Source organism: Streptomyces sp. NPDC097595 (assembly GCF_044761525.1).
Lineage (GTDB): Bacteria > Actinomycetota > Actinomycetes > Streptomycetales > Streptomycetaceae > Streptomyces > Streptomyces drozdowiczii_A.
In genome coordinates this window covers 721-19,105 of sequence record NZ_JBIWCN010000021.1, presented here as the reverse complement: position 1 = coordinate 19,105, position 18,385 = coordinate 721, and the positions used below count along the sequence as shown (strand labels likewise).

17 protein-coding genes are annotated in these 18,385 nt (G+C 73.4%); 4 read left to right on the top strand and 13 right to left on the bottom strand.

The features are described 5' to 3' along the window. Positions 1-72 precede the first annotated feature (72 nt). Together ACIQZN_RS28005 and ACIQZN_RS28000 are read right to left on the bottom strand one after the other, a co-directional pair. Complete coding sequence (locus ACIQZN_RS28005; protein WP_403999416.1) at positions 73-699, bottom strand: NUDIX domain-containing protein; 627 nt, start codon at positions 697-699, stop codon at positions 73-75. A gap of 90 nt (positions 700-789) precedes the next feature. After that, positions 790-2,463, bottom strand: a complete 1,674-nt coding sequence (locus ACIQZN_RS28000; RefSeq protein WP_403999413.1) for a CTP synthase — start codon at positions 2,461-2,463, stop codon at positions 790-792. Positions 2,464-2,866: 403 nt separating this feature from the next. On the opposite strand from ACIQZN_RS28000, the gene ACIQZN_RS27995 reads away from it, so the two are divergent. Beyond that, positions 2,867-4,669 (top strand): glycoside hydrolase family 15 protein, encoded by a 1,803-nt coding sequence (locus tag ACIQZN_RS27995; RefSeq protein ID WP_403999727.1) that lies wholly within the window; start codon positions 2,867-2,869, stop codon positions 4,667-4,669. A 70-nt stretch (positions 4,670-4,739) separates the two neighbouring features. Here ACIQZN_RS27995 and ACIQZN_RS27990 read toward each other — a convergent pair whose 3' ends face one another. The 6 genes from ACIQZN_RS27990 to ACIQZN_RS27965 form a co-directional block, all read right to left on the bottom strand. After that, positions 4,740-5,675, bottom strand: coding sequence for a sulfurtransferase (locus ACIQZN_RS27990; protein WP_403999410.1), 936 nt, complete (start codon positions 5,673-5,675; stop codon positions 4,740-4,742). A gap of 56 nt (positions 5,676-5,731) precedes the next feature. After that, positions 5,732-6,811, bottom strand: a complete 1,080-nt coding sequence (locus ACIQZN_RS27985) for a glycosyltransferase family 4 protein (protein ID WP_403999407.1) — start codon at positions 6,809-6,811, stop codon at positions 5,732-5,734. A gap of 207 nt (positions 6,812-7,018) precedes the next feature. Further along, positions 7,019-8,764, bottom strand: coding sequence for a DNA repair protein RecN (recN, locus tag ACIQZN_RS27980; RefSeq protein WP_403999404.1), 1,746 nt, complete (start codon positions 8,762-8,764; stop codon positions 7,019-7,021). 41 nt (positions 8,765-8,805) lie between these two features. Next, entirely contained in the window at positions 8,806-9,711 is a 906-nt protein-coding gene (locus tag ACIQZN_RS27975) for an NAD kinase (RefSeq protein ID WP_391264254.1), read from the bottom strand. Beyond that, positions 9,708-10,523 (bottom strand): TlyA family RNA methyltransferase, encoded by an 816-nt coding sequence (locus ACIQZN_RS27970; protein WP_403999401.1) that lies wholly within the window; start codon positions 10,521-10,523, stop codon positions 9,708-9,710. Before ACIQZN_RS27970 ends, ACIQZN_RS27975 begins: the two co-directional genes overlap by 4 nt. Positions 10,524-10,530: 7 nt before the next feature. Beyond that, entirely contained in the window at positions 10,531-10,764 is a 234-nt protein-coding gene (locus ACIQZN_RS27965; RefSeq protein WP_403999398.1) for a hypothetical protein, read from the bottom strand. A 42-nt stretch (positions 10,765-10,806) separates the two neighbouring features. On the opposite strand from ACIQZN_RS27965, the gene ACIQZN_RS27960 reads away from it, so the two are divergent. After that, positions 10,807-11,154, top strand: coding sequence for an SCP2 sterol-binding domain-containing protein (locus ACIQZN_RS27960; RefSeq protein ID WP_026171585.1), 348 nt, complete (start codon positions 10,807-10,809; stop codon positions 11,152-11,154). Between the two features lie 101 nt (positions 11,155-11,255). Here the strand turns inward: ACIQZN_RS27960 and ACIQZN_RS27955 are convergent, their stop codons facing one another. From ACIQZN_RS27955 to ACIQZN_RS27940, 4 genes are all read right to left on the bottom strand, one after another. Beyond that, positions 11,256-12,089, bottom strand: a complete 834-nt coding sequence (locus ACIQZN_RS27955; protein WP_403999395.1) for an ABC transporter ATP-binding protein — start codon at positions 12,087-12,089, stop codon at positions 11,256-11,258. A 68-nt stretch (positions 12,090-12,157) separates the two neighbouring features. Then, the gene (locus ACIQZN_RS27950) at positions 12,158-13,231 is read right to left on the bottom strand and encodes a FecCD family ABC transporter permease (protein ID WP_403999392.1); all 1,074 of its coding nucleotides are present in this window, start codon (positions 13,229-13,231) and stop codon (positions 12,158-12,160) included. Continuing rightward, positions 13,228-14,187 (bottom strand): FecCD family ABC transporter permease, encoded by a 960-nt coding sequence (locus tag ACIQZN_RS27945; protein ID WP_403999724.1) that lies wholly within the window; start codon positions 14,185-14,187, stop codon positions 13,228-13,230. Before ACIQZN_RS27945 ends, ACIQZN_RS27950 begins: the two co-directional genes overlap by 4 nt. A gap of 150 nt (positions 14,188-14,337) precedes the next feature. Then, the gene (locus tag ACIQZN_RS27940) at positions 14,338-15,366 is read right to left on the bottom strand and encodes an HAD-IIA family hydrolase (protein WP_403999390.1); all 1,029 of its coding nucleotides are present in this window, start codon (positions 15,364-15,366) and stop codon (positions 14,338-14,340) included. A gap of 71 nt (positions 15,367-15,437) precedes the next feature. Between ACIQZN_RS27940 and ACIQZN_RS27935 the strand changes: the two genes are divergently transcribed. Continuing rightward, complete coding sequence (locus tag ACIQZN_RS27935) at positions 15,438-16,718, top strand: DUF1015 family protein (RefSeq protein WP_403999387.1); 1,281 nt, start codon at positions 15,438-15,440, stop codon at positions 16,716-16,718. 49 nt (positions 16,719-16,767) lie between these two features. On the opposite strand, the gene ACIQZN_RS27930 is transcribed toward ACIQZN_RS27935, so the two are convergent. After that, a complete protein-coding gene (locus ACIQZN_RS27930) occupies positions 16,768-17,460 on the bottom strand; it encodes a tetratricopeptide repeat protein (protein WP_403999721.1) in 693 nt (230 codons plus the stop codon). A 30-nt stretch (positions 17,461-17,490) separates the two neighbouring features. Between ACIQZN_RS27930 and ACIQZN_RS27925 the strand changes: the two genes are divergently transcribed. Next, positions 17,491-18,385 (top strand): hypothetical protein (locus ACIQZN_RS27925; RefSeq protein WP_403999384.1); only part of this gene is annotated, 895 nt, incomplete at its 3' end.

The following is an 18,385-nucleotide window of genomic DNA, read 5'->3' as shown; positions in this document are numbered from 1 at the left end:
CCCCGCAGGGCTTCGGACGGCCCGTCAAGCCCCGAGGAGACGGCGCCCGTCAGGTTTCGAAGGGCCGGGCCGTCAGGCTTCGAAGGGCCGGGCCGGCCAGGGCGCGTCGGCCGGGCGCAGCGCGTCGACGCCGTCGCCCGCGAGGGCCGCGGTGAGCGCGAGCACGCCCACGACCAGGCAGCTGTTGTGCAGGTCGCCGGCGAGGACCTTGCGCACGAGGTCCTGGAGCGGCACCCGGGCCAGCTCCATGTCGGCCTCCTCCTCGGCGACCTCGAAGCGCTCGCCCTCCGCCTCGGAGACGTCCCGGGCGAGGAAGATGCGTACGGCCTCGTCGGAGCCGCCGGGCGAGGTGTAGATGTCGGCGAGGACCCGCCAGTCCTCGGCCTTGACGTGCGCCTCCTCGTACAGCTCGCGCTGCGCGGCGTGCAGCGGGTTCTCGCCGGGCACGTCGAGCAGCCCGGCGGGGATCTCCCACAGCTTGTGGCGGACCGGGTGGCGGTACTGGCGCAGGACGAGGACGCGGTCCTCGTCGTCCAGCGCGAGCACGGCGACGGAGCCGGGGTGCACCTGGTAGTCGCGGTGCGCGACCGTACCGTCGGGCATCTCGACATCGTCGGAGCGGACGCTGGTCTTCTTCCCCCGGAACGGGGTCGCGCTCTCGGTGACGCGCCATTCCTCGGGCGTGTCCTGGAAACCCATCTGCGTCCTCCCACGAAAAACGGTGACCGGGGCCCGCGTCCCTGTTCGGACGCGCGCCCCGGTCAACCGTAACGCCTGCGGAGGTGCCGCTTACTTGCCCTGCTCGCCCCCGGCGGCGGCGCCCGTCTTGCGGGCGACGGCCGCCTTCACCAGGCCGGCGAAGAGCGGGTGCGGGCGGGTCGGCCGGGAGCGCAGCTCCGGGTGCGCCTGGGTGGCGACGAGGTACGGGTGGACCTCGCGCGGGTACTCGACGTACTCGACGAGCTTGTTGTCCGGCGAGGTGCCCGAGAAGACCAGGCCGGCCTTCTTCTCCAGCTCGGCGCGGTAGGCGTTGTTGACCTCGTAGCGGTGGCGGTGGCGCTCCTCCACGTACGGCTCGCCGTCGTAGGCCTCGCGGACCAGCGAGCCCTCGGCGAGCTTCGCCGGGTAGAGGCCGAGCCGCATGGTGCCGCCCAGGTCACCGGCGCCCTCGACGTACGCGAGCTGCTCCTCCATGGTCGAGATGACCGGGTGGCCGGTCGCGGCGTCGAACTCGGTGGAGTTGGCGTCGGGGATCTCGGCGAGGTTGCGGGCCGCCTCGATCACGATGCACTGGAGGCCGAGGCAGAGGCCGAGCAGCGGCACCTTGTTCTCGCGGGCGTACTGGATCGCGCCGACCTTGCCGACCACGCCGCGCTCGCCGAAGCCGCCGGGGATGCAGATCGCGTCGATGCCGGCGAGGGCCCTCTGCGCACCGGCCGGGGTCTTGCAGTCGTCGGAGGCGACCCACTCGACCTTGACCCGGGCCTTGTTGGCGAAGCCGCCGGCCCGGATGGCCTCGGTGACCGAGAGGTAGGCGTCGGGCAGGTCGATGTACTTGCCGACCAGGGCGACGGTGACCTCGTGGTCGGGATTGTGGACGCGGTCCAGCAGGTCGTCCCAGGTGGTCCAGTCGACGTCGCGGAACGGCAGGTCGAGCTTGCGGACGACGTAGGCGTCCAGGCCCTCGGTGTGCAGCACCTTGGGGATGTCGTAGATCGACTTGGCGTCCACGCAGGCGACCACGGCGGCCTCGTCCACGTCGCACATCAGGGAGATCTTGCGCTTGATGGCGGTCGGGACGTCGCGGTCGGCGCGCAGCACGATCGCGTCCGGCTGGATACCGATGTTGCGCAGCGCGGCCACGGAGTGCTGGGTGGGCTTGGTCTTCAGCTCGCCGGAGGGGCCGATGTAGGGCAGCAGCGAGATGTGCACGACGAAGACGTTGTCCCGGCCGACCTCGTGGCGGACCTGGCGCACGGTCTCCAGGAACGGCAGCGACTCGATGTCGCCGACGGTCCCGCCGACCTCGGTGATGACCACGTCGACGTCGTCGGTGGCCATGCGGCGGATGCGGTGCTTGATCTCGTTGGTGATGTGCGGGATGACCTGCACGGTGTCGCCCAGGTACTCGCCGCGCCGCTCCTTGGCGATGACCTGCGAGTAGACCTGGCCGGTGGTGACGTTGGCCGAGCCGTCGAGGTCGACGTCGAGGAAGCGCTCGTAGTGGCCGATGTCGAGGTCCGTCTCCGCACCGTCGTTGGTCACGAAGACCTCGCCGTGCTGGAACGGGTTCATCGTGCCCGGGTCGACGTTCAGGTACGGGTCGAGCTTCTGCATGGTGACCCGGAGACCGCGCGCCTTGAGCAGGGCGCCGAGGCTGGAGGCAGTCAGACCCTTGCCGAGGGAAGAGGCGACACCCCCGGTGACGAAGATGTGCTTGGTCGTCGTGGATGTGGGCTGCATAGCCAAAGGGGGCTCCCGTGGTCGCGATCATGAGGTGCGTGCCGGCGTTGCCGTCCGGAGATTCCGGAGATGCCGTCGCTGCGGTTCGGGGGCCTCGTCTGCTCTCGCCGACGACCACCGGTCCACGGGCTACCAGGGTATCAGCGACGGGGAGAGACCGCTTCCGGCCACCGGTACGCAAGCGCGGCGCAAGCCGCATATGCCACTCGCACCCCGCTAGACCGGACCACTCCGGTTGGCAAGAGGGTCGCGCGGATCACCCGGCTGCGTCGTATCCTGCTCGGACACTCGCTCGGGCGAGGCCGAAAGTTCGCAGGTCCCCCCACTACAACCCCTTGCGACACCCTCTTGACCCGCAGTAAGCGCCCCACGGGGCGACATGGCCGTTCGACTGGAGATGCACGTGGCCGGGCGCATCGAGGATTACGCACTCATCGGAGACATGCAGACCGCAGCCCTGGTCTGCCGGGACGGCACAGCCGACTGGCTCTGCCTGCCCCGCTTCGATTCACACGCCATTTTCGCGGGCCTTCTGGGCACCGAGGAACACGGCTTCTGGCGACTGGGGCCGGCCCGCCCCGAGGGCACGGAGCCGCCCGCGGCCGACCGCCGCCGCTACCGCGGGGACTCCCTCATCCTCGAATCGGAGTGGGACACGCCGCGCGGCACGGTCAGAGTGACCGACTTCATGCCGCCCCGCGACGGCGCACCGCAGCTCATCCGGATCGTGGAGGGCGTCAGCGGCCGGGTGCCGATGCGCTCGGAGCTGCGCATGCGGTTCAGCTACGGCCGCGTCACCCCCTGGGTGCACAAGGTGGACTCACGTACGGTCGCCGTCGCCGGCCCGGACTCGGTGTGGCTGGACACGCCCGTCGACACCTACGGCGAGAACCTGACGACGTACTCCGACTTCACCGTCGCCCCCGGTGACCGGATCGCGTTCACGATCAGCTGGCAGCCCTCGCACCACGAGCCGCCCGCGCTCCCGGACCCGGACGGCTCGCTGGAGGCGACCGCGGACTTCTGGCGCGAGTGGGTCGAGCAGTGCACGTACCACGGGCCGTACCGCGAGGCCGTGGTCCGCTCGCTGATCACGCTGAAGGCCCTGACGTACGCGCCGACCGGCGGCATCGTCGCCGCGCCGACCACCTCGCTGCCCGAGGACATCGGCGGCTCCCGGAACTGGGACTACCGCTACACCTGGCTCCGCGACGCCGCGATCACCCTCTCCTCGCTGCTGCGCACCGGCTACCGCGAGGAGGCCCGCGCCTGGCGCGAGTGGCTGCTGCGCGCGGTGGCCGGCGACCCGGAGAACCTGCAGATCATGTACGGGATCGCGGGCGAGCGGGAGCTGGGCGAGGCGGAGCTGGAGTGGCTGCCCGGTTACGAGGGCTCCGCCCCGGTCCGCGTCGGCAACGGCGCTGCGGGCCAGCTCCAGCTGGACGTGTACGGCGAGGTCACCGAGGCGCTGCACCTGGCGCACATGACGGGCCTGGCCCGCAACGACTACGCCACCGGACTCCAGCTCAAGCTGATCGAGTACCTGGAGAAGCACTGGAACGAGCCGGACGAGGGCATCTGGGAGGTGCGCGGCCCGCGCCGCCACTTCGTGCACTCCAAGGTGATGGCCTGGGTCGCCGTCGACCGGACGATCAAGCTCATCGAGTCCGGCGACGCGGAGGGCCCGGTCGAGCGGCTGCACGAGCTGCGCGACGAGATCCACCGGGACGTCTGCGAGCGGGGCTACGACCCCGAGCGCAACACCTTCACGCAGTCCTACGGCTCGAAGGAGCTGGACGCCTCCCTGCTGCTGATCCCGCAGATGGGCTTCCTGCCCCCCGACGACAAGCGGGTCATCGGCACCATCGAGGCGATCCAGCGGGAGCTGTCCACGGAGGACGGCTTCGTCCTGCGCTACCCGACCGCGGGCGACGACGCGGGCGTGGACGGCCTGGAGGGCGACGAGGGCGCGTTCCTGGCCTGCTCGTTCTGGCTGGCGGACGACCTCGCGATGATCGGCCGGGTCGACGAGGCCCGCCGGCTGTTCGAGCGGCTGCTGGCCCTCCGCAACGACCTGGGCCTGCTGGCCGAGGAGTGGGACGCCCGGCTCCAGCGCCAGGTGGGCAACTTCCCGCAGGCGTTCAGCCACGTCCCGCTGATCGACACGGCCCTGCGGCTGACGGCGAGCGGGGCGTACGTGGGCTGACGGACGCGGTCCGTTTCCTCCCCGCCCGGCTGCCGTGCCCCGGCAGCCGGGCGGAGCCACATCCGCGCCGCTACGGGCCCGTCACGACCGGCCGGTCCGCCGGGGTCTCCGGGGCCGCCGGGTCCCCCGTGGGCAGCCCCCACTCGCTCCAGGATCCGTCGTACACGGCCAGGTCCCGGTATCCGGCCAGCTCGGCCCCCAGCGCGAGGACGCAGGCGGTCACACCCGACCCGCAGCTGAAGTACAGCCGCTCGCGGTCACCGGCCGCACCGGCGAACGCGGCGCGCAGCTCGTCCGGCGCCCGCATCCGCCCCTCGTCCTGGAGCCGGCCGAACGGCAGGCTGACGGCCCCCGGCATATGGCCGCCGCGCAGCCCGGTCCGGGGCTCCGGCTCCGTGCCCTCGAACCGCCCCCGGGTCCTGGCGTCGAGCACCGCCGCCCCCGGATCGGCCAGCGCCTCCGCCACCTCGCCGGCGCCGACGAGGAGTCCGGGCCGGGGCCTGGCCGTGAAGTCCCCGCGCCCTGCGGCCGGTTCGGGTGCGCCCTCGGTGACCGGCAATCCGGCGGCGGTCCAGGCGGGCAGGCCCCCGTCGAGGATGGCGGCCCGGTCGAAGCCCATGGCCCGGAGCATCCACCGGGCCCGGGCGCTGGAGTAGATCCCGGCGGCGTCGTACACGACCACGGTGTCCGTGTCGTTCAGGCCGAGCGCCCGCATCTCCTCGGTGAACCGGGCGGCGTCCGGCATGGTGTGGGGCACCGGCGCCGTGTGGTCGGAGAGCGCGCCGTCGATGTCGAAGACCCCGGCCCCCGGAATCCGCGTCCCGCTCCCCCGGCGCGCGCCGACCGACGCGTCGGGTACCTGCCCGGGAGCGCCGACCGACGCGTCGAACACCCTCAGCCCGGGGGCGCCGAGGCGCGCGGCGAGCCACTCCACGGAGACGAGGGGGCCGGGCAACGCGCCGACGGCGGCTCCCTCGTCCTCGTACGCCTGCGTGTCCTCGGCCATACGCCCTCCCCGATTGCCCGGTCCGATTTTCAAGATCGCAGCCGGTGCGGGGGCTGTCAACGCGGCCGGGCCAGCTCGTCGTACACCGCGAGCACCTGGGCCACCGTGTCGTCCTCGGTCGGCCAACTCGCCGCCTGCCGCAGCCCCTCGGCGGCCAGCCGGTCCCGCTCGGCCGGGTCCCCGAGCAACCGGGCCACCTCGGCGGCCAGCGCCTCGGGGTCCGCGTACGGCACGAGGACGGCGGCGTCCCCGACGAGTTCGGGCGTACCGCCGACCGCCGTGGCGACCAGGGGCACCCCGGACCGCAGCGCCTGCTGGGCGGAGGTGGAGCGGGACTCCCAGCGGCTGGGCAGGACGGCGACATCGGCGGCGGCCAGGAGGGCGGCGGCGTCGGACCGGTCGCCGAGCAGTTCGACGGGCAGGCCCTCGGCCGTGATCCGCCGCCGCAGGGCCGCCCGCTCCCGCCCCTCGCCGACGACCGCCACCAGCGGCACGGGGTCGAGCAGGCGCCACGCGGCCGCCGCGTCGAGCAGGGTGTCGTAGCCGTGATGCGGTACGAGAGTGCCGAGCGCGACGATCAACGGCCGCTCGACCGCCCCGAGTTCGGCGCGGACCTTGTCGGCGGGCGGCCCGGTCGGGCGCGGCGCCCTGGGGGCGGCGACGGGCGCGAGCCGGGCATCGCGGGCGCCCCGGGCGCGCGCCCGGTCGACCAGGTCGGACGAGGTGGCGAGCACCACGGCGGCCGCGCGCACCGCCCGTCGCTCCAGGAGGTGCAGGAGCCGGCGGCGGGCCCCTTCGGCGTGGGACCGGGTGTGCCAGGTGACGACCAGGGGGACGGGCCGGCGGCCGATCGCCAGGGCGGCCCGCACGGCGGCGTGCAGTCCGTGCGCGTGGACGACGTCCGCTTCGGCGCAGGCGGCGCGCAGGGCGGCGACGGCCGCCGGGTCGCTGCGCCGGGGCACGGGCGCGAAGTGGGCGCCGGTGGCGGCGAAGTCGTGGGTGCGGTCCAGCGAGGCAGGCGCGCAGACGGTGACCCGCACGCCCCGGGCGACCAGCCCGGCGGCCAGCGCGCCGGCGTGCGTGCTGCTGCCGGCACTGCCGCCGCCGACTACCTGGACCGTGCGCAGCTGTGACACGTCGATTGGCTCCCGGGGCTCCCGAGTCGGGGGTACGAACACGGCCAAGGATGCCAGTCCGTACGCACGTTCCGGCACGACGGAACCGTTACCCCGGGGCTCACCACGACAAATCGGGCACCGCACACCACCCGCACGGGTGAAAGTGTGTACGGCGCCACGACACCCGTACGGCCGGGGCGCGCGGACGCGCCCCGGCCACCGCGGCTATCCGTCGGCGCGGGCCGTGGCGAGCAGTTCCTCGGCGTGGGCGCGGGCCGTCTCGGAGTCCTCCTGGCCCGCGAGCATCCGGGACAGCTCCCGTACCCGGTCCTCGCCCTCCAGGACGGTGACCCCGCTGCTGGTCACCGAGCCGTCCACGGTCTTCTCGACCAGCAGCTGCCGGTCCGCGAACGCGGCCACCTGGGGCAGGTGCGTGACGACGACGACCTGGGCGGACTTCGCCAGCTTCGCGAGCCGCCGCCCGACCTCCACGGCCGCCTTGCCGCCGACGCCCGCGTCGACCTCGTCGAAGAGGTACGTGGGCACGGGGTCGGAGCCCGCGAAGACCACCTCGACCGCGAGCATCACCCGGGACAGCTCACCGCCCGACGCGCCCTTGGCGATCGGCCGGGGCTGGGCGCCGGGGTGCGGGGCGAGCAGCAGTTCGACCTCGTCGGCACCGGACGGGCCGTAGGCCACATTGCGGCCGCCGATCTCGATGCCGGACGCCTCGTCCGCCGCCTCGGTCTGCCGGATGTCGAAGGACACCCGGGCGTGCGGCATGGCGAGCGACGCCAGCTCCTCGGTCACCGCCTCCGCGAAGGACGCGGCGGCGGCCGTCCGGGCGTCGGTCAACGCCTGCCCGAGGCCGGAGAGTTCGGCGCGCAGCGCGTCCCGCTCGACGGTCAGCTCACCGATCCGGTCGTCGTCGCCCTCCAGCTCGGTGAGCCGGTCCGCGCCCTCCTGCGCCCAGGCGAGTACGGCGGTGATGTCCTCGCCGTACTTGCGGGTGAGCGCGGTGAGCGCGGCGCGCCGCTCCTCGACGGCGGCGAGCCGCAACGGGTCGGCGTCGAGCTGGTCCGCGTAACCGGACAGTTCGCCGGAGACGTCCGCGAGCAGGATGGAGATCTCGCCGACCCGGTCCGCGAGCGAGGCGAGCGCCGGGTCGTGCGAGCGCACCCCGTCGAGGGCCTGCCGGGCGGCGGCCACCACGGTCGTGGCGTCCAGGGCCTCCGGGTCCTCCGGGTTGCCGGCCAGCGCGGTGTGCGCGAGCGCGGCGGCGGAGGCGAGCGCGTCGGCGTGACCGAGCCGCTGGGCCTCGGCGGCCAGCTCGGTGTCCTCACCGGGCAGGGGCTCGACGGCGGCGACCTCGTTGAGCCCGAAGCGCAGCAGGTCGGCCTCCTGGGCGCGCTCGCGGGCGCGCGTCGTCAGCTCGTCCAGCTCCGCCGCGACGTCCCGCAGCCGCCGGTGGGCCGCCGCGTACTTCGCGAGCGGCCCGGCGACGCCGTCACCCGCGTACCGGTCGAGGGCCTGGCGCTGCCGGGCGGGCTTGAGCAGGCCCTGCTGGTCGGTCTGGCCGTGCACGGCGACGAGTTCGTCGGCCAGCTCGGACAGCACGCCCACGGGCACGGATCTGCCGCCGAGGTGCGCCCTTGAGCGCCCTTCGGCGGAGACGGTGCGGCTGATGAGCAGCGCCCCGTCCTCGATCTCGGCCCCGGCCTCCTCGGCGCGCAGCGCCACCGCGTCGCCGTCGGCCACCGTGATCCGTCCCTCGACCACCGCGGCCTTGGCGCCGATCCGCACCAGGGCGGGGTCGGCGCGCCCGCCGAGCAGCAGCCCCAGGCTGGTGACGACCATGGTCTTGCCGGCGCCGGTCTCACCCGTCACCGCGGTGAAGCCGGGTGACAGCTCCACCACCGCGTCGTCGATGACCCCGAGCGACCGTATCCGCATCTCCTCCAACACGGACATGACCATACGAGGTTTCCCCGCCCGCGTGCACACGGGCGGGGTCAGTGGGGCGCGCCCCGCCACCCCGAGACGGGCAGCGCGAACTTGGCGACGAGGCGGTCCGTGAACGACGCCTGGTGCAGTCGGGCGAGCCGGACGGGCACGGCACCGCGCCGCACCTCGACCCGCGCCCCGGAGGGCAGCTCGACGGTCCTGCGCCCGTCGCACCACAGCACTCCGTGCGGGGTGTGCGGCTGGACCTCGACGGCGAGCACCGAGGTCGGCGAGGTCACGAGCGGCTTGGCGAACAGGGCGTGGGCGCTGATCGGGACCATCAGCAGCGCCTCGACCTCCGGCCAGACGACGGGCCCGCCGGCCGAGAAGGCGTACGCGGTCGAGCCGGTGGGCGTCGCGCACACGATGCCGTCGCAGCCGAAGCCGGTCACCGGGCGGCCGTCGATCTCCAGGACGACTTCGAGCATCCGCTCGGCCGACATCTTCTGCACGGCCGCCTCGTTGAGCGCCCAGTCGGTGTGGACGACCTCCCCGTTGCTGTGCACCAGGACGTCGATCGTCATGCGCTCCTCGACCGTGTACGCCCGGGTGACGACCCGGTCGACCACCTTGTCGAGGTCGTCGCGCTCGGCCTCGGCGAGGAAGCCGACCCGGCCGAGGTTGACGCCGAGCATGGGCACGCCGGAGGCGCGGGAGAGCTCGGCGCCGCGCAGCAGCGTCCCGTCGCCGCCGAGGACGATCAGCAGCTCACAGCCGTTGAGCACCTCGGGCGTGGCATCGGTGACGGTCTCCACGGCCGCGGGCAGGGGGAGGTCGGCCGCCTCGGTGGCGAGGACCCGCACCCCCAGGCCGTTGCGCAGCAGCCCCTGCACGACGAGCTCGGCGCTGCGGATCGCGGCCGGGCGGCCGGTGTGCGCGAGAAGAAAGACTGTACGTGCCGCATTCGTCGTCAACGGGGCCCCTCCGCCACTGCACGGTCGACATCCGCGGGATCCAGTTCCGGTGCTCCGGCCCGCAGCCACAGAAAGTACTCGACGTTCCCGGAGGGCCCCGGCAGCGGGCTCGCGGTCACGCCCCGCACCCCCAGGCCCAGCGCCCACGCCCGGCGGGCCACTTCCCGTACCGCCTCGGCGCGCAGCTCGGGGTCGCGCACCACACCGCCGCTGCCGAGGCGTTCCTTGCCGACCTCGAACTGCGGCTTGACCATGAGGACCAGGTCGGCGCCGGGGGCCGTGCAGCGGACCAGGGCCGGCATCACGAGCCCGAGCGGGATGAACGACAGGTCGCCGACCACCAGGTCGGCCGGCTCGCCGTCGATGGCCTCCAGGGTCAGTTCCCGGACGTTGGTCCGGTCCTTGACGACGACGCGCCCGTCGGACTGGAGCGACCAGGCGAGCTGCCCGTAGCCGACGTCCACGGCCACCACCTGGGCCGCCCCGGCGCGCAGCAGCACATCGGTGAACCCGCCGGTCGAGGCCCCCGCGTCGAGCGCCCGGCGGCCCTCGACCTCAAGGCCGAGCGGGACGAAGGCGGCGAGGGCGCCGGCCAGCTTGTGGCCGCCGCGCGAGACGTACTCGGGGTCGCTGTCGTCCTTGGTGACGACGAGGGCGGCGCTGGTCTCGACCTGGGTGGCCGGTTTGGTCGCGGTGTTGCCGCCGACGGTGACCCGGCCCGCCGCGATCAGCTGGCTGGCGTGCTCGCGCGACCGGGCCAGCTTGCGGCGTACCAGCTCGGCGTCGAGACGGCGGCGGGCGACTCCTGCCACGTTCGGTTCAGCTCCTGTGGTTGTACGGGGGTGCGGGGGCGGGGCCGGCGTCCAGCGCGCTCAGCGCCTCGCGGAGGCCCCGGTGTACATCCTCGTACACCTCGGTGTGTCCGTCCGCCGCGAGGTGGTCGGCGTCGGCCAGCCGCTCCAGCAGGCCGTCCACCTCGGCATTGCCGGTGGGCGTCCGTACGACTCCGAGGGGCGCGGGCTCCGTCACGGTGTCGGGCATCGGGTCGCTCATGCGGAAACGCTACCGCGAAGCGCTGGGGTACCGTCGATCACGATGGCGACCATGGCGGAGTGCCGCAGCGCACTCGACAGACTTTCCGACAACCTCGCGGGGGCCGACGGCGACGTACGCCGCGCCGCCGACCTGGACCGCTCGCTGAGCTGCCACATCCGGGACCTGGACATCACGTTCACCGGCCGCCTGTCCGGCGGCCGCATCCGGGTCCTGGACACGCTGGAGGGCCCACCCCGCGAAAAGGCCGAGATCCGCCTCGCGATGACCGGCGACGACCTGGTCGCCATGGTCGACGGCGACCTGAACTTCGCCAAGGCCTGGGCCTCGGGCCGAGTCCGCCTGGAGGCGGGCTTCAGAGACCTGCTCAAACTGAAGTCACTGTTGTAGGAATCCAAGCCCTGCATGCAGGCCGAGGTCAGCACACTCAAGCCCGTCCGGCGATTGAGGACATCTTTGGCCTCGGCAGGACGAGCCCACGCCGGCCAAACTCAAGCCCGTCCGGCGCTTGAGGACGTCTTTTCGACGGCCCCGCGCGCAACGCGCGCCCGCGCAGCAGGTACGACAAGCGGCGTCCCCGTCTCCGGATCCGGAATCACCTGACACCGCAGCCCGAACACCCGCTCCACCAGCTCCGCGGTGACGATCTCCCCCGGCGCCCCCTCCGCGACGATCTCCCCACCCCGCATCGCGATCAGATGCGTGGCGTACCGCGCCGCGTGGTTCAGGTCGTGCAGGACGGCCACCAGCGTCCGCCCCTGCGTCTCGTGCAGCTCGGCACACAGGTCAAGCACATCGATCTGGTGCTGGATGTCGAGGTACGTCGTCGGCTCGTCCAGCAGCAGCAGCGGCGTCTGCTGGGCGAGGGCCATCGCGATCCAGACCCGCTGCCGCTGACCGCCGGACAATTCATCGACATAGCGATCGGCCAGCTCACCGACGCCCGTCGCCTCCATCGACTCCTGGACGACCCGCTCGTCCTCCGGCGACCACTGCCGCAGCAGCCCCTGGTGCGGGTACCGCCCCCGCGCCACGAGGTCCGCGACCGTGATGCCCTCCGGCGCGATCGAGGACTGCGGCAGCAGGCCCAGCGTCCTGGCGACCTTCTTCGCGGGCAGCCCGTGGATCGACTGCCCGTCCAAAAGCACCTGGCCCCGGCTCGGCTTGAGCATCCGGGAGAGCGCCCGCAGCAGCGTCGACTTGCCGCAGGCGTTGGGGCCGACGATCACGGTGAACGAGTGGTCGGGTATCTCGACCGAGAGGTTCTCCGCGATGACCCGCTGGTCGTATCCGAGGGTCACCGAGTCCGCGGTGAGGCGCTGCATGGTCGTACTCCGGGGGTCGGACGGTCGGCTGTCGGGCGGTTGAGGAGAGGCGGCGGGGAGGCGGGATCTCATATGCGCCCCGCCTTGCGCTCGGTCACAAGGAGCCACACCAGATAGCAGCCGCCGAGCACCCCGGTGACCACACCCACCGGCAGCTGACGGTCGCCGAACGCGTCGAGCGCGACCCAGTCGGCGACGAGCAGGAGCGCCGCGCCCATGAACGTCGAGGCCACCAGGTTCGGCCCGGTGGACCGGGTCAGCCGGCGCGCCAGCTGCGGGGCGCTCAGCGAGACGAAGGCGATCGGCCCGGCGGCGGCCGTGGCGACGGCGACGAGCAGCACGGCGGCGCCCATGAGGAGGAGGCGGGTGCGTTCCACCCGTACCCCGAGCGCGTACGCCGCGTCGTCGCCCATCTCCATGACGCGCAGGGCCGGCCCGTGCCCGTACACCAGCGGGAGCAGCACGGCGCAGACGACCAGCAGCGGCCAGACCTGCGCCCAGTCGCGGCCGTCCAGCGAGCCGGTCATCCAGACGACGGCACGCGTCGCGTCGACCAGGTTCGCCTTGGTGATCAGGTACTGGGTGGCGGCGGTCAGCATGGCCGCCGCCCCGATCCCCACCAGGACCAGCCGGAAGCCGTGCACACCGCGCTTCCACGCCAGCAGGTACACGGCGAGACCGGTCAGCAGGCCGCCGACGACCGCACCGGCCGCGACCTCCTTCGCACCGCCCTGGAAGAGGACGATCACGGTGAGCGCGCCGACCGTGGCGCCCTGCCCGAAGCCGAGCACGTCGGGGCTGCCGAGCGGGTTGCGGGAGATGGTCTGGAAGACGGCGCCCCCGGCACCGAGCGCCCCGCCGACGAGGAGTCCGACGAGCACACGGGGCAGCCTGAGGTCGGTGACGATGAACTCCTGCTGGAAGGTGCCGTGGCCGAAGAGCGTGGTCAGGACCTCGTCGGGGGTCATCGAGAAGTCGCCGCTGCCGATGAGGACGACCGCGGCGCACGCCGCCACGACGGCCAGGAGCAGGACGACCAGGGCCGCCCGCACGTTCATCCGGAACGAGTACCCGCCGGCCGTCCGCATGGCCCGCACCGGACGGACGGCGCGTGCCGTCTCCTTCGTGGTCGTGGCCTTCACAGCTGGGACATCCTCTTGCGTCGTACGAGGTAGATGAAGACGGGCCCGCCGATCAGCGCGGTGACGATACCGACCTGGAGCTCCGAGGGGCGCGCGATGACCCGGCCGACCACGTCCGCGCCGAGCAGCAGCACCGGGGAGAGCACCGCCGCGTACGGCAGGATCCACCGCAGGTCGGGACCGGTGAGGGTCCGCACCAGGTGCGGGATCATCAGCCCGATGAAGACGATCGGCCCGCACGCGGCGGTCGCCGACCCGCACAGCAGGGTGACGGCGAGCATCGCGAGCACCCGGGTCCTGGTCAGGTTCGCGCCCAGCGACCTGGCGGTGTCGTCGCCCATCTCCAGGGCGTTGAGCGGGCGCGCGATGAACACGGTCAGCAGGACGCCCGCCGCGATGAACGGCCACACCTTGCCGACGGTCTCGGTGTTCGCGGAGGCCAGCGAGCCGACCGTCCAGAACCGCAGCCGGTCCAGCGCCGCCGAGTCCAGCAGCTGTACGGCGTTGACGTATCCGTACAGCGCGGCGGTGACGGCCGTCCCCGCGAGCGCGAGCCGCACCGGTGTGGAGGACCGGCTTCCGCCGAGGAAGTACACGGCGACCGACACGATCGCGGCGCCCGCGAAGGCGAACCACACATAGCCGGTCAGCGAGGTCACGCCGAAGAAGCTGATGGCGGAGACGACGGCGGCCGAGGCCCCCGCGTTGACCCCGAGGATGCCCGGCTCGGCGAGCGGGTTACGGGTCAGCGCCTGCATCACCGCCCCGGCGAGGCCGAGCGCGGCACCCACAAGGAGCCCCAGCACCGTGCGGGGGACGCGGACCTTGCGTACGAGGACGTCGTCGCCGCTGCCCGCGTAGTGGAACAGGCCGTGCCACACGTCGGAGAGCGGCAGCGCCTTGGCGCCGATCCCGATGGACGCGAGACACACCAGCGCGAGGACGGCCACGGCCACCAGGAGCCCCGCCGCTCTCGCCGCGTGACGTCTGCGGGGAGCGGCGGCCTTGTCCGGCGCGGCTATCGGGCCGGAACTGGAATCCGGGGGGCTTTCAACCAACACCCGGTTAGGTTAGCCTACCCAGCCTCTCGGGCCCCGGGCCCGTCCTCACAGCCCCAGCCGGGCCACCGCCTTGTCCGCGTCCAGGTCACAGGCCCCGTCCCCGGCGTGCGACCAGGCCGCCGCGCACAGCGCCCGCAGCCCGTCGAGCGCGTCGCCGTCGCCGTCCAGCACGAGCGCACCGCCTCCGGCGGAGGCCGTCCAGCCGCCGCAGCGGAATCCCCCGCCGTCCTCGGTCACCTCGGGCTGTCCGGTGAGCAGCCCGCGCAGGTCCGCGTCGATGTACGTCGGCCGGTGCTCGGGGACGGCGGTCACCAGCTGGGCCGCGTCGGTCACCCCGGTGAGCACGAGGAGCGAGTCGACGCCGCCGTTGAACGCCCCCTCGATGTCGGTGTCGAGCCGGTCGCCGACCACCAGCGGCCGTTCGGCGCCGGTGCGCAGCACGGTCTCGCGGTGCATCGGCGGGAGCGGCTTCCCGGCGACCTGCGGTTCGGCGCCGGTGGCGATACGGACGACCTCGACGGCCGCCCCGTTGCCCGGCGCGATCCCGCGCGCGCCCGGGATCGTCAGGTCGGTGTTGGACGCGTACCACGGCAGCCCGCGGTTGATCGCGTACGACGCCTCGGCGAACCGGCCCCACGGCAGGTCGGGGCCGCCGTATCCCTGGACCACGGCGACCGGGTCGTCGTCGGCGGACTCGACGGGTTCGAGGCCGCGTTCCCGCAGCGCGACGCGCAGTCCCTCGCCGCCGATGACCAGGACCCGGGCCCCGGCGGGCAGCTGGTCGGCCATCAGCCGGGCCACCGCCTGCGCCGAGGTGATCACGTCGGTCGCCTCGGCCGGGACGCCCAGCTCGGTCAGGTGCTCGGCCACGGCGGCCGGGGTGCGCAGCGCGTTGTTGGTGACGTACGCCAGGTGCATCCCGCCGTCCCGGGCCGTGCCGAGCGCCTCGACGGCGTGGTCGATCGCCTGCCCGCCCGCGTACACGACACCGTCGAGGTCGAGCAGCGCCGTGTCGTACGCCTCACTCAGCGCGGTGCTGCTGCCGCTCGGCCTGGTCCTGCTCGTCCCGCTCATGTTCCGCGCTCCTCTTCGACTGCTTCTCCCCCGATCATCGCGCATCCGTGCAGCCCACATACGATGCGTGGATGAACACACGAGGCACGGCGGACCAGGGACTGCGTCTGCTTCCGTTCCGTGGCCTGCGGTACGTCCCCGAGCGGGTCGGCAGCCTCGCCGCGGTGACCTCTCCCCCGTACGACGTGGTCGTGCGGCCCGACGGGCTGCTGCACCTGGAGTCGGCGGACCCGCACAACATCGTCCGGCTGATCCTGCCGCAGGCCGGCACGGTCGCCGCCCGCAACGCCCGGGCCGCCGCCACCCTGGACGGCTGGCTCGCGGAGGGCGTCCTCGCCCCGGACGCCGAGCCCGCCCTGTACGTGTACGAGCAGCGCGACGACGAGATCCTGCAGCGGGGCGTGATCGGCGCCCTCGGGCTCTCGGGCCCGGCGGACGGCGTGGTGCTTCCGCACGAGGACGTCATGGCCCATGTGGTCGAGGACCGGGCCGACCTGATGCGCGCCACCGCCGCCCATCTGGAACCGCTGCTGCTGACGTACCGGGGCGACGGGGACACGGCGACGGGGGCGACCGCGGTGGTCGAGCGGACCGTCGAGCGCGAGCCGCTGTTCTGCACGACCACGGAGGACGGCTTCCGCCACCGGCTGTGGGCGGTCACCGATCCCGCCGAACGCGCCGAGGTCCAGGCGGACCTGGCCCGGCACCAGGCACTCATCGCGGACGGCCACCACCGCTGGGCCACCTATCTCAGGCTTCAGCAGGAGCACACGGACCCGGGCCCCTGGGACTACGGCCTGGTCCTCCTGGTGGACACCGCCCGCTACCCGCTCCGGGTCCGCGCCATCCACCGCCTGCTGCACGGACTGCCCGTCGCGGACGCGCTGGCCGCGCTGACCGGCCTGTTCCGGATACGGGAGGTGGCGGGGCCGCTTCCGGACGCGATGGAGGCCCTGGCCGGGGCGGCCGCCGAGGGCAACGCCTTCCTGCTCGCGGGCGACGGGGGCTTTCACCTGGTCGACCGCCCGGACGCGGCGCTGCTGGCCCGCACGGTTCCGGCGGACCGCCCGGCCGCCTGGCGCACCCTCGACGCGACGGTCCTGCACTCGGCGCTGCTCGACGGGGTGTGGCGCATCCCGGACGACCCGGCTCACATCGCGTACATCCACGACACCGCCGCCGCGGTGGAGCAGGCCGAGCGGAACGGTTCCACGGCGGTGCTGATGCATCCGGTACGCGAGGAGCTCGTCCGGGACCTGGCCCGCCAGGGCGTCACCATGCCCCGCAAGTCGACGTCGTTCGGCCCGAAGCCGGCGACGGGCCTGGTCCTGCGCAGCCTGAACCTGGGCTGAACGCGAAAGAGGGCGGCACCCCGTGCGGGTGCCGCCCTCTTCTCATGCGTTACGCCTGGGACTCGCCGTCCTCGTCGGTGTCGTCCCGGTCCGCGTCGGCGGCGACGGGCTCGGCCTCGTCATCGTCCAGCGCGTCCACGAACTCGACGCCGTCCAGCTCGGCGAGGCGGTCGGAGGCGTCGGTGGCGCCATCCTTGTCGGCCTCCAGCGCCTTGCCGAACCACTCGCGCGCCTCGTCCTCGCGGCCCGCTTCGAGCAGCGCGTCCGCGTACGCGTAGCGCAGGCGCGGGGTCCAGGGGTGCACGGCGTTCGAGGCGAGCTCGGGGCTCTGGAGCGTGACGATGGCGGCGTCGAGCTGCCCCATGTCCCGCCGGGCGCCGGCGGCCACGAGACGCATCTCGACCTGGCCGGCCTTGTCCAGCTTCTGCACCTCGGGCTCACCGGCCATCGCCATGGCCTTCTCGGGCCGCCCGAGACCGCGCTCGCAGTCGGCCATGACCGGCCACAGCTCCACGGACCCGGTCATCCGCCGGGCCGCCCGGAACTCCGCGAGCGCCTCCGCGTACTTCTGGGTCGCGTAGGCGGCGAAACCGGCGGCCTCGCGGACGGCGGCGACGCGCGAGGCGAGCCGGAGGGCGATGCGCGCGTAGGCGTACGCCTCCTCGGGGTCCTCGTCGATGAGCCGGGCCACCATGACCAGGTTCCGCGCGACGTCCTCGGCCAGCGTCTTGGGCAGGCTCAGCAACTCCTGGCGGACGTCCTGGTCGATCTCGTGGCCGGTGACGTCGTCCGGGATGGGCAGCCGCTTGATGGGCTCACGGTCACGGTCGCGGTCGTCCCGGCGCTCGTAGCCGCCCGGCCGGCCGCCGCGGTCGTCGCGGCCCCGGTAGCCACCCCGGTCGTCGCGACGGTCGTCCCGCTGGCCGCGGAAGCCGCCGCCCCGGTTGTCGTCGCGACGGGGTCCACGGTCACGGTCGTCGCGACGGAACCCACCACGGTCGTCATCACGACGCGGCGCACGATCATCGCGACGGAACCCACCACGGTCGTCATCACGACGCGGCGCACGGTCATCGCGACGGTAGCCACCACGGTCATCGTCACGGCGGGGCGCGCGGTCATCGCGACGGAAGCCACCACGCTCGTCGTCCCGGCGCGGGGCACGGTCGTCACGGCGGAACCCACCACGGTCGTCATCACGACGCGGCGCACGGTCGTCGCGGCGGAACCCACCACGGTCGTCGTCCCGGCGCGGGGCACGGTCATCGCGGCGGAAGCCACCGCCGGAGTTGCCACCACGGTCGTCACGACGGAAGCCACCACCGGAGGGACGGTCGTCGCGACGGAAGCCACCGCCACGGTTGTCGTCGTCCCGGCGGGGACCACGGGGCCGGTCGTCACGACCGCCACCGAAGCCACCCGGCCGGCCACCACGGTCGTCATCACGACGCGGCGCACGGTCGTCACGGCGGAAGCCACCACGGTCGTCATCACGACGCGGCGCACGGTCATCGCGACGGAACCCACCACGGTCGTCATCACGACGCGGCGCACGATCATCGCGACGGAACCCACCGCCGGAGTTGCCACCACGGTCGTCACGACGGAAGCCACCACCGGAGGGACGGTCGTCGCGACGGAAGCCACCGCCACGGTTGTCGTCGTCC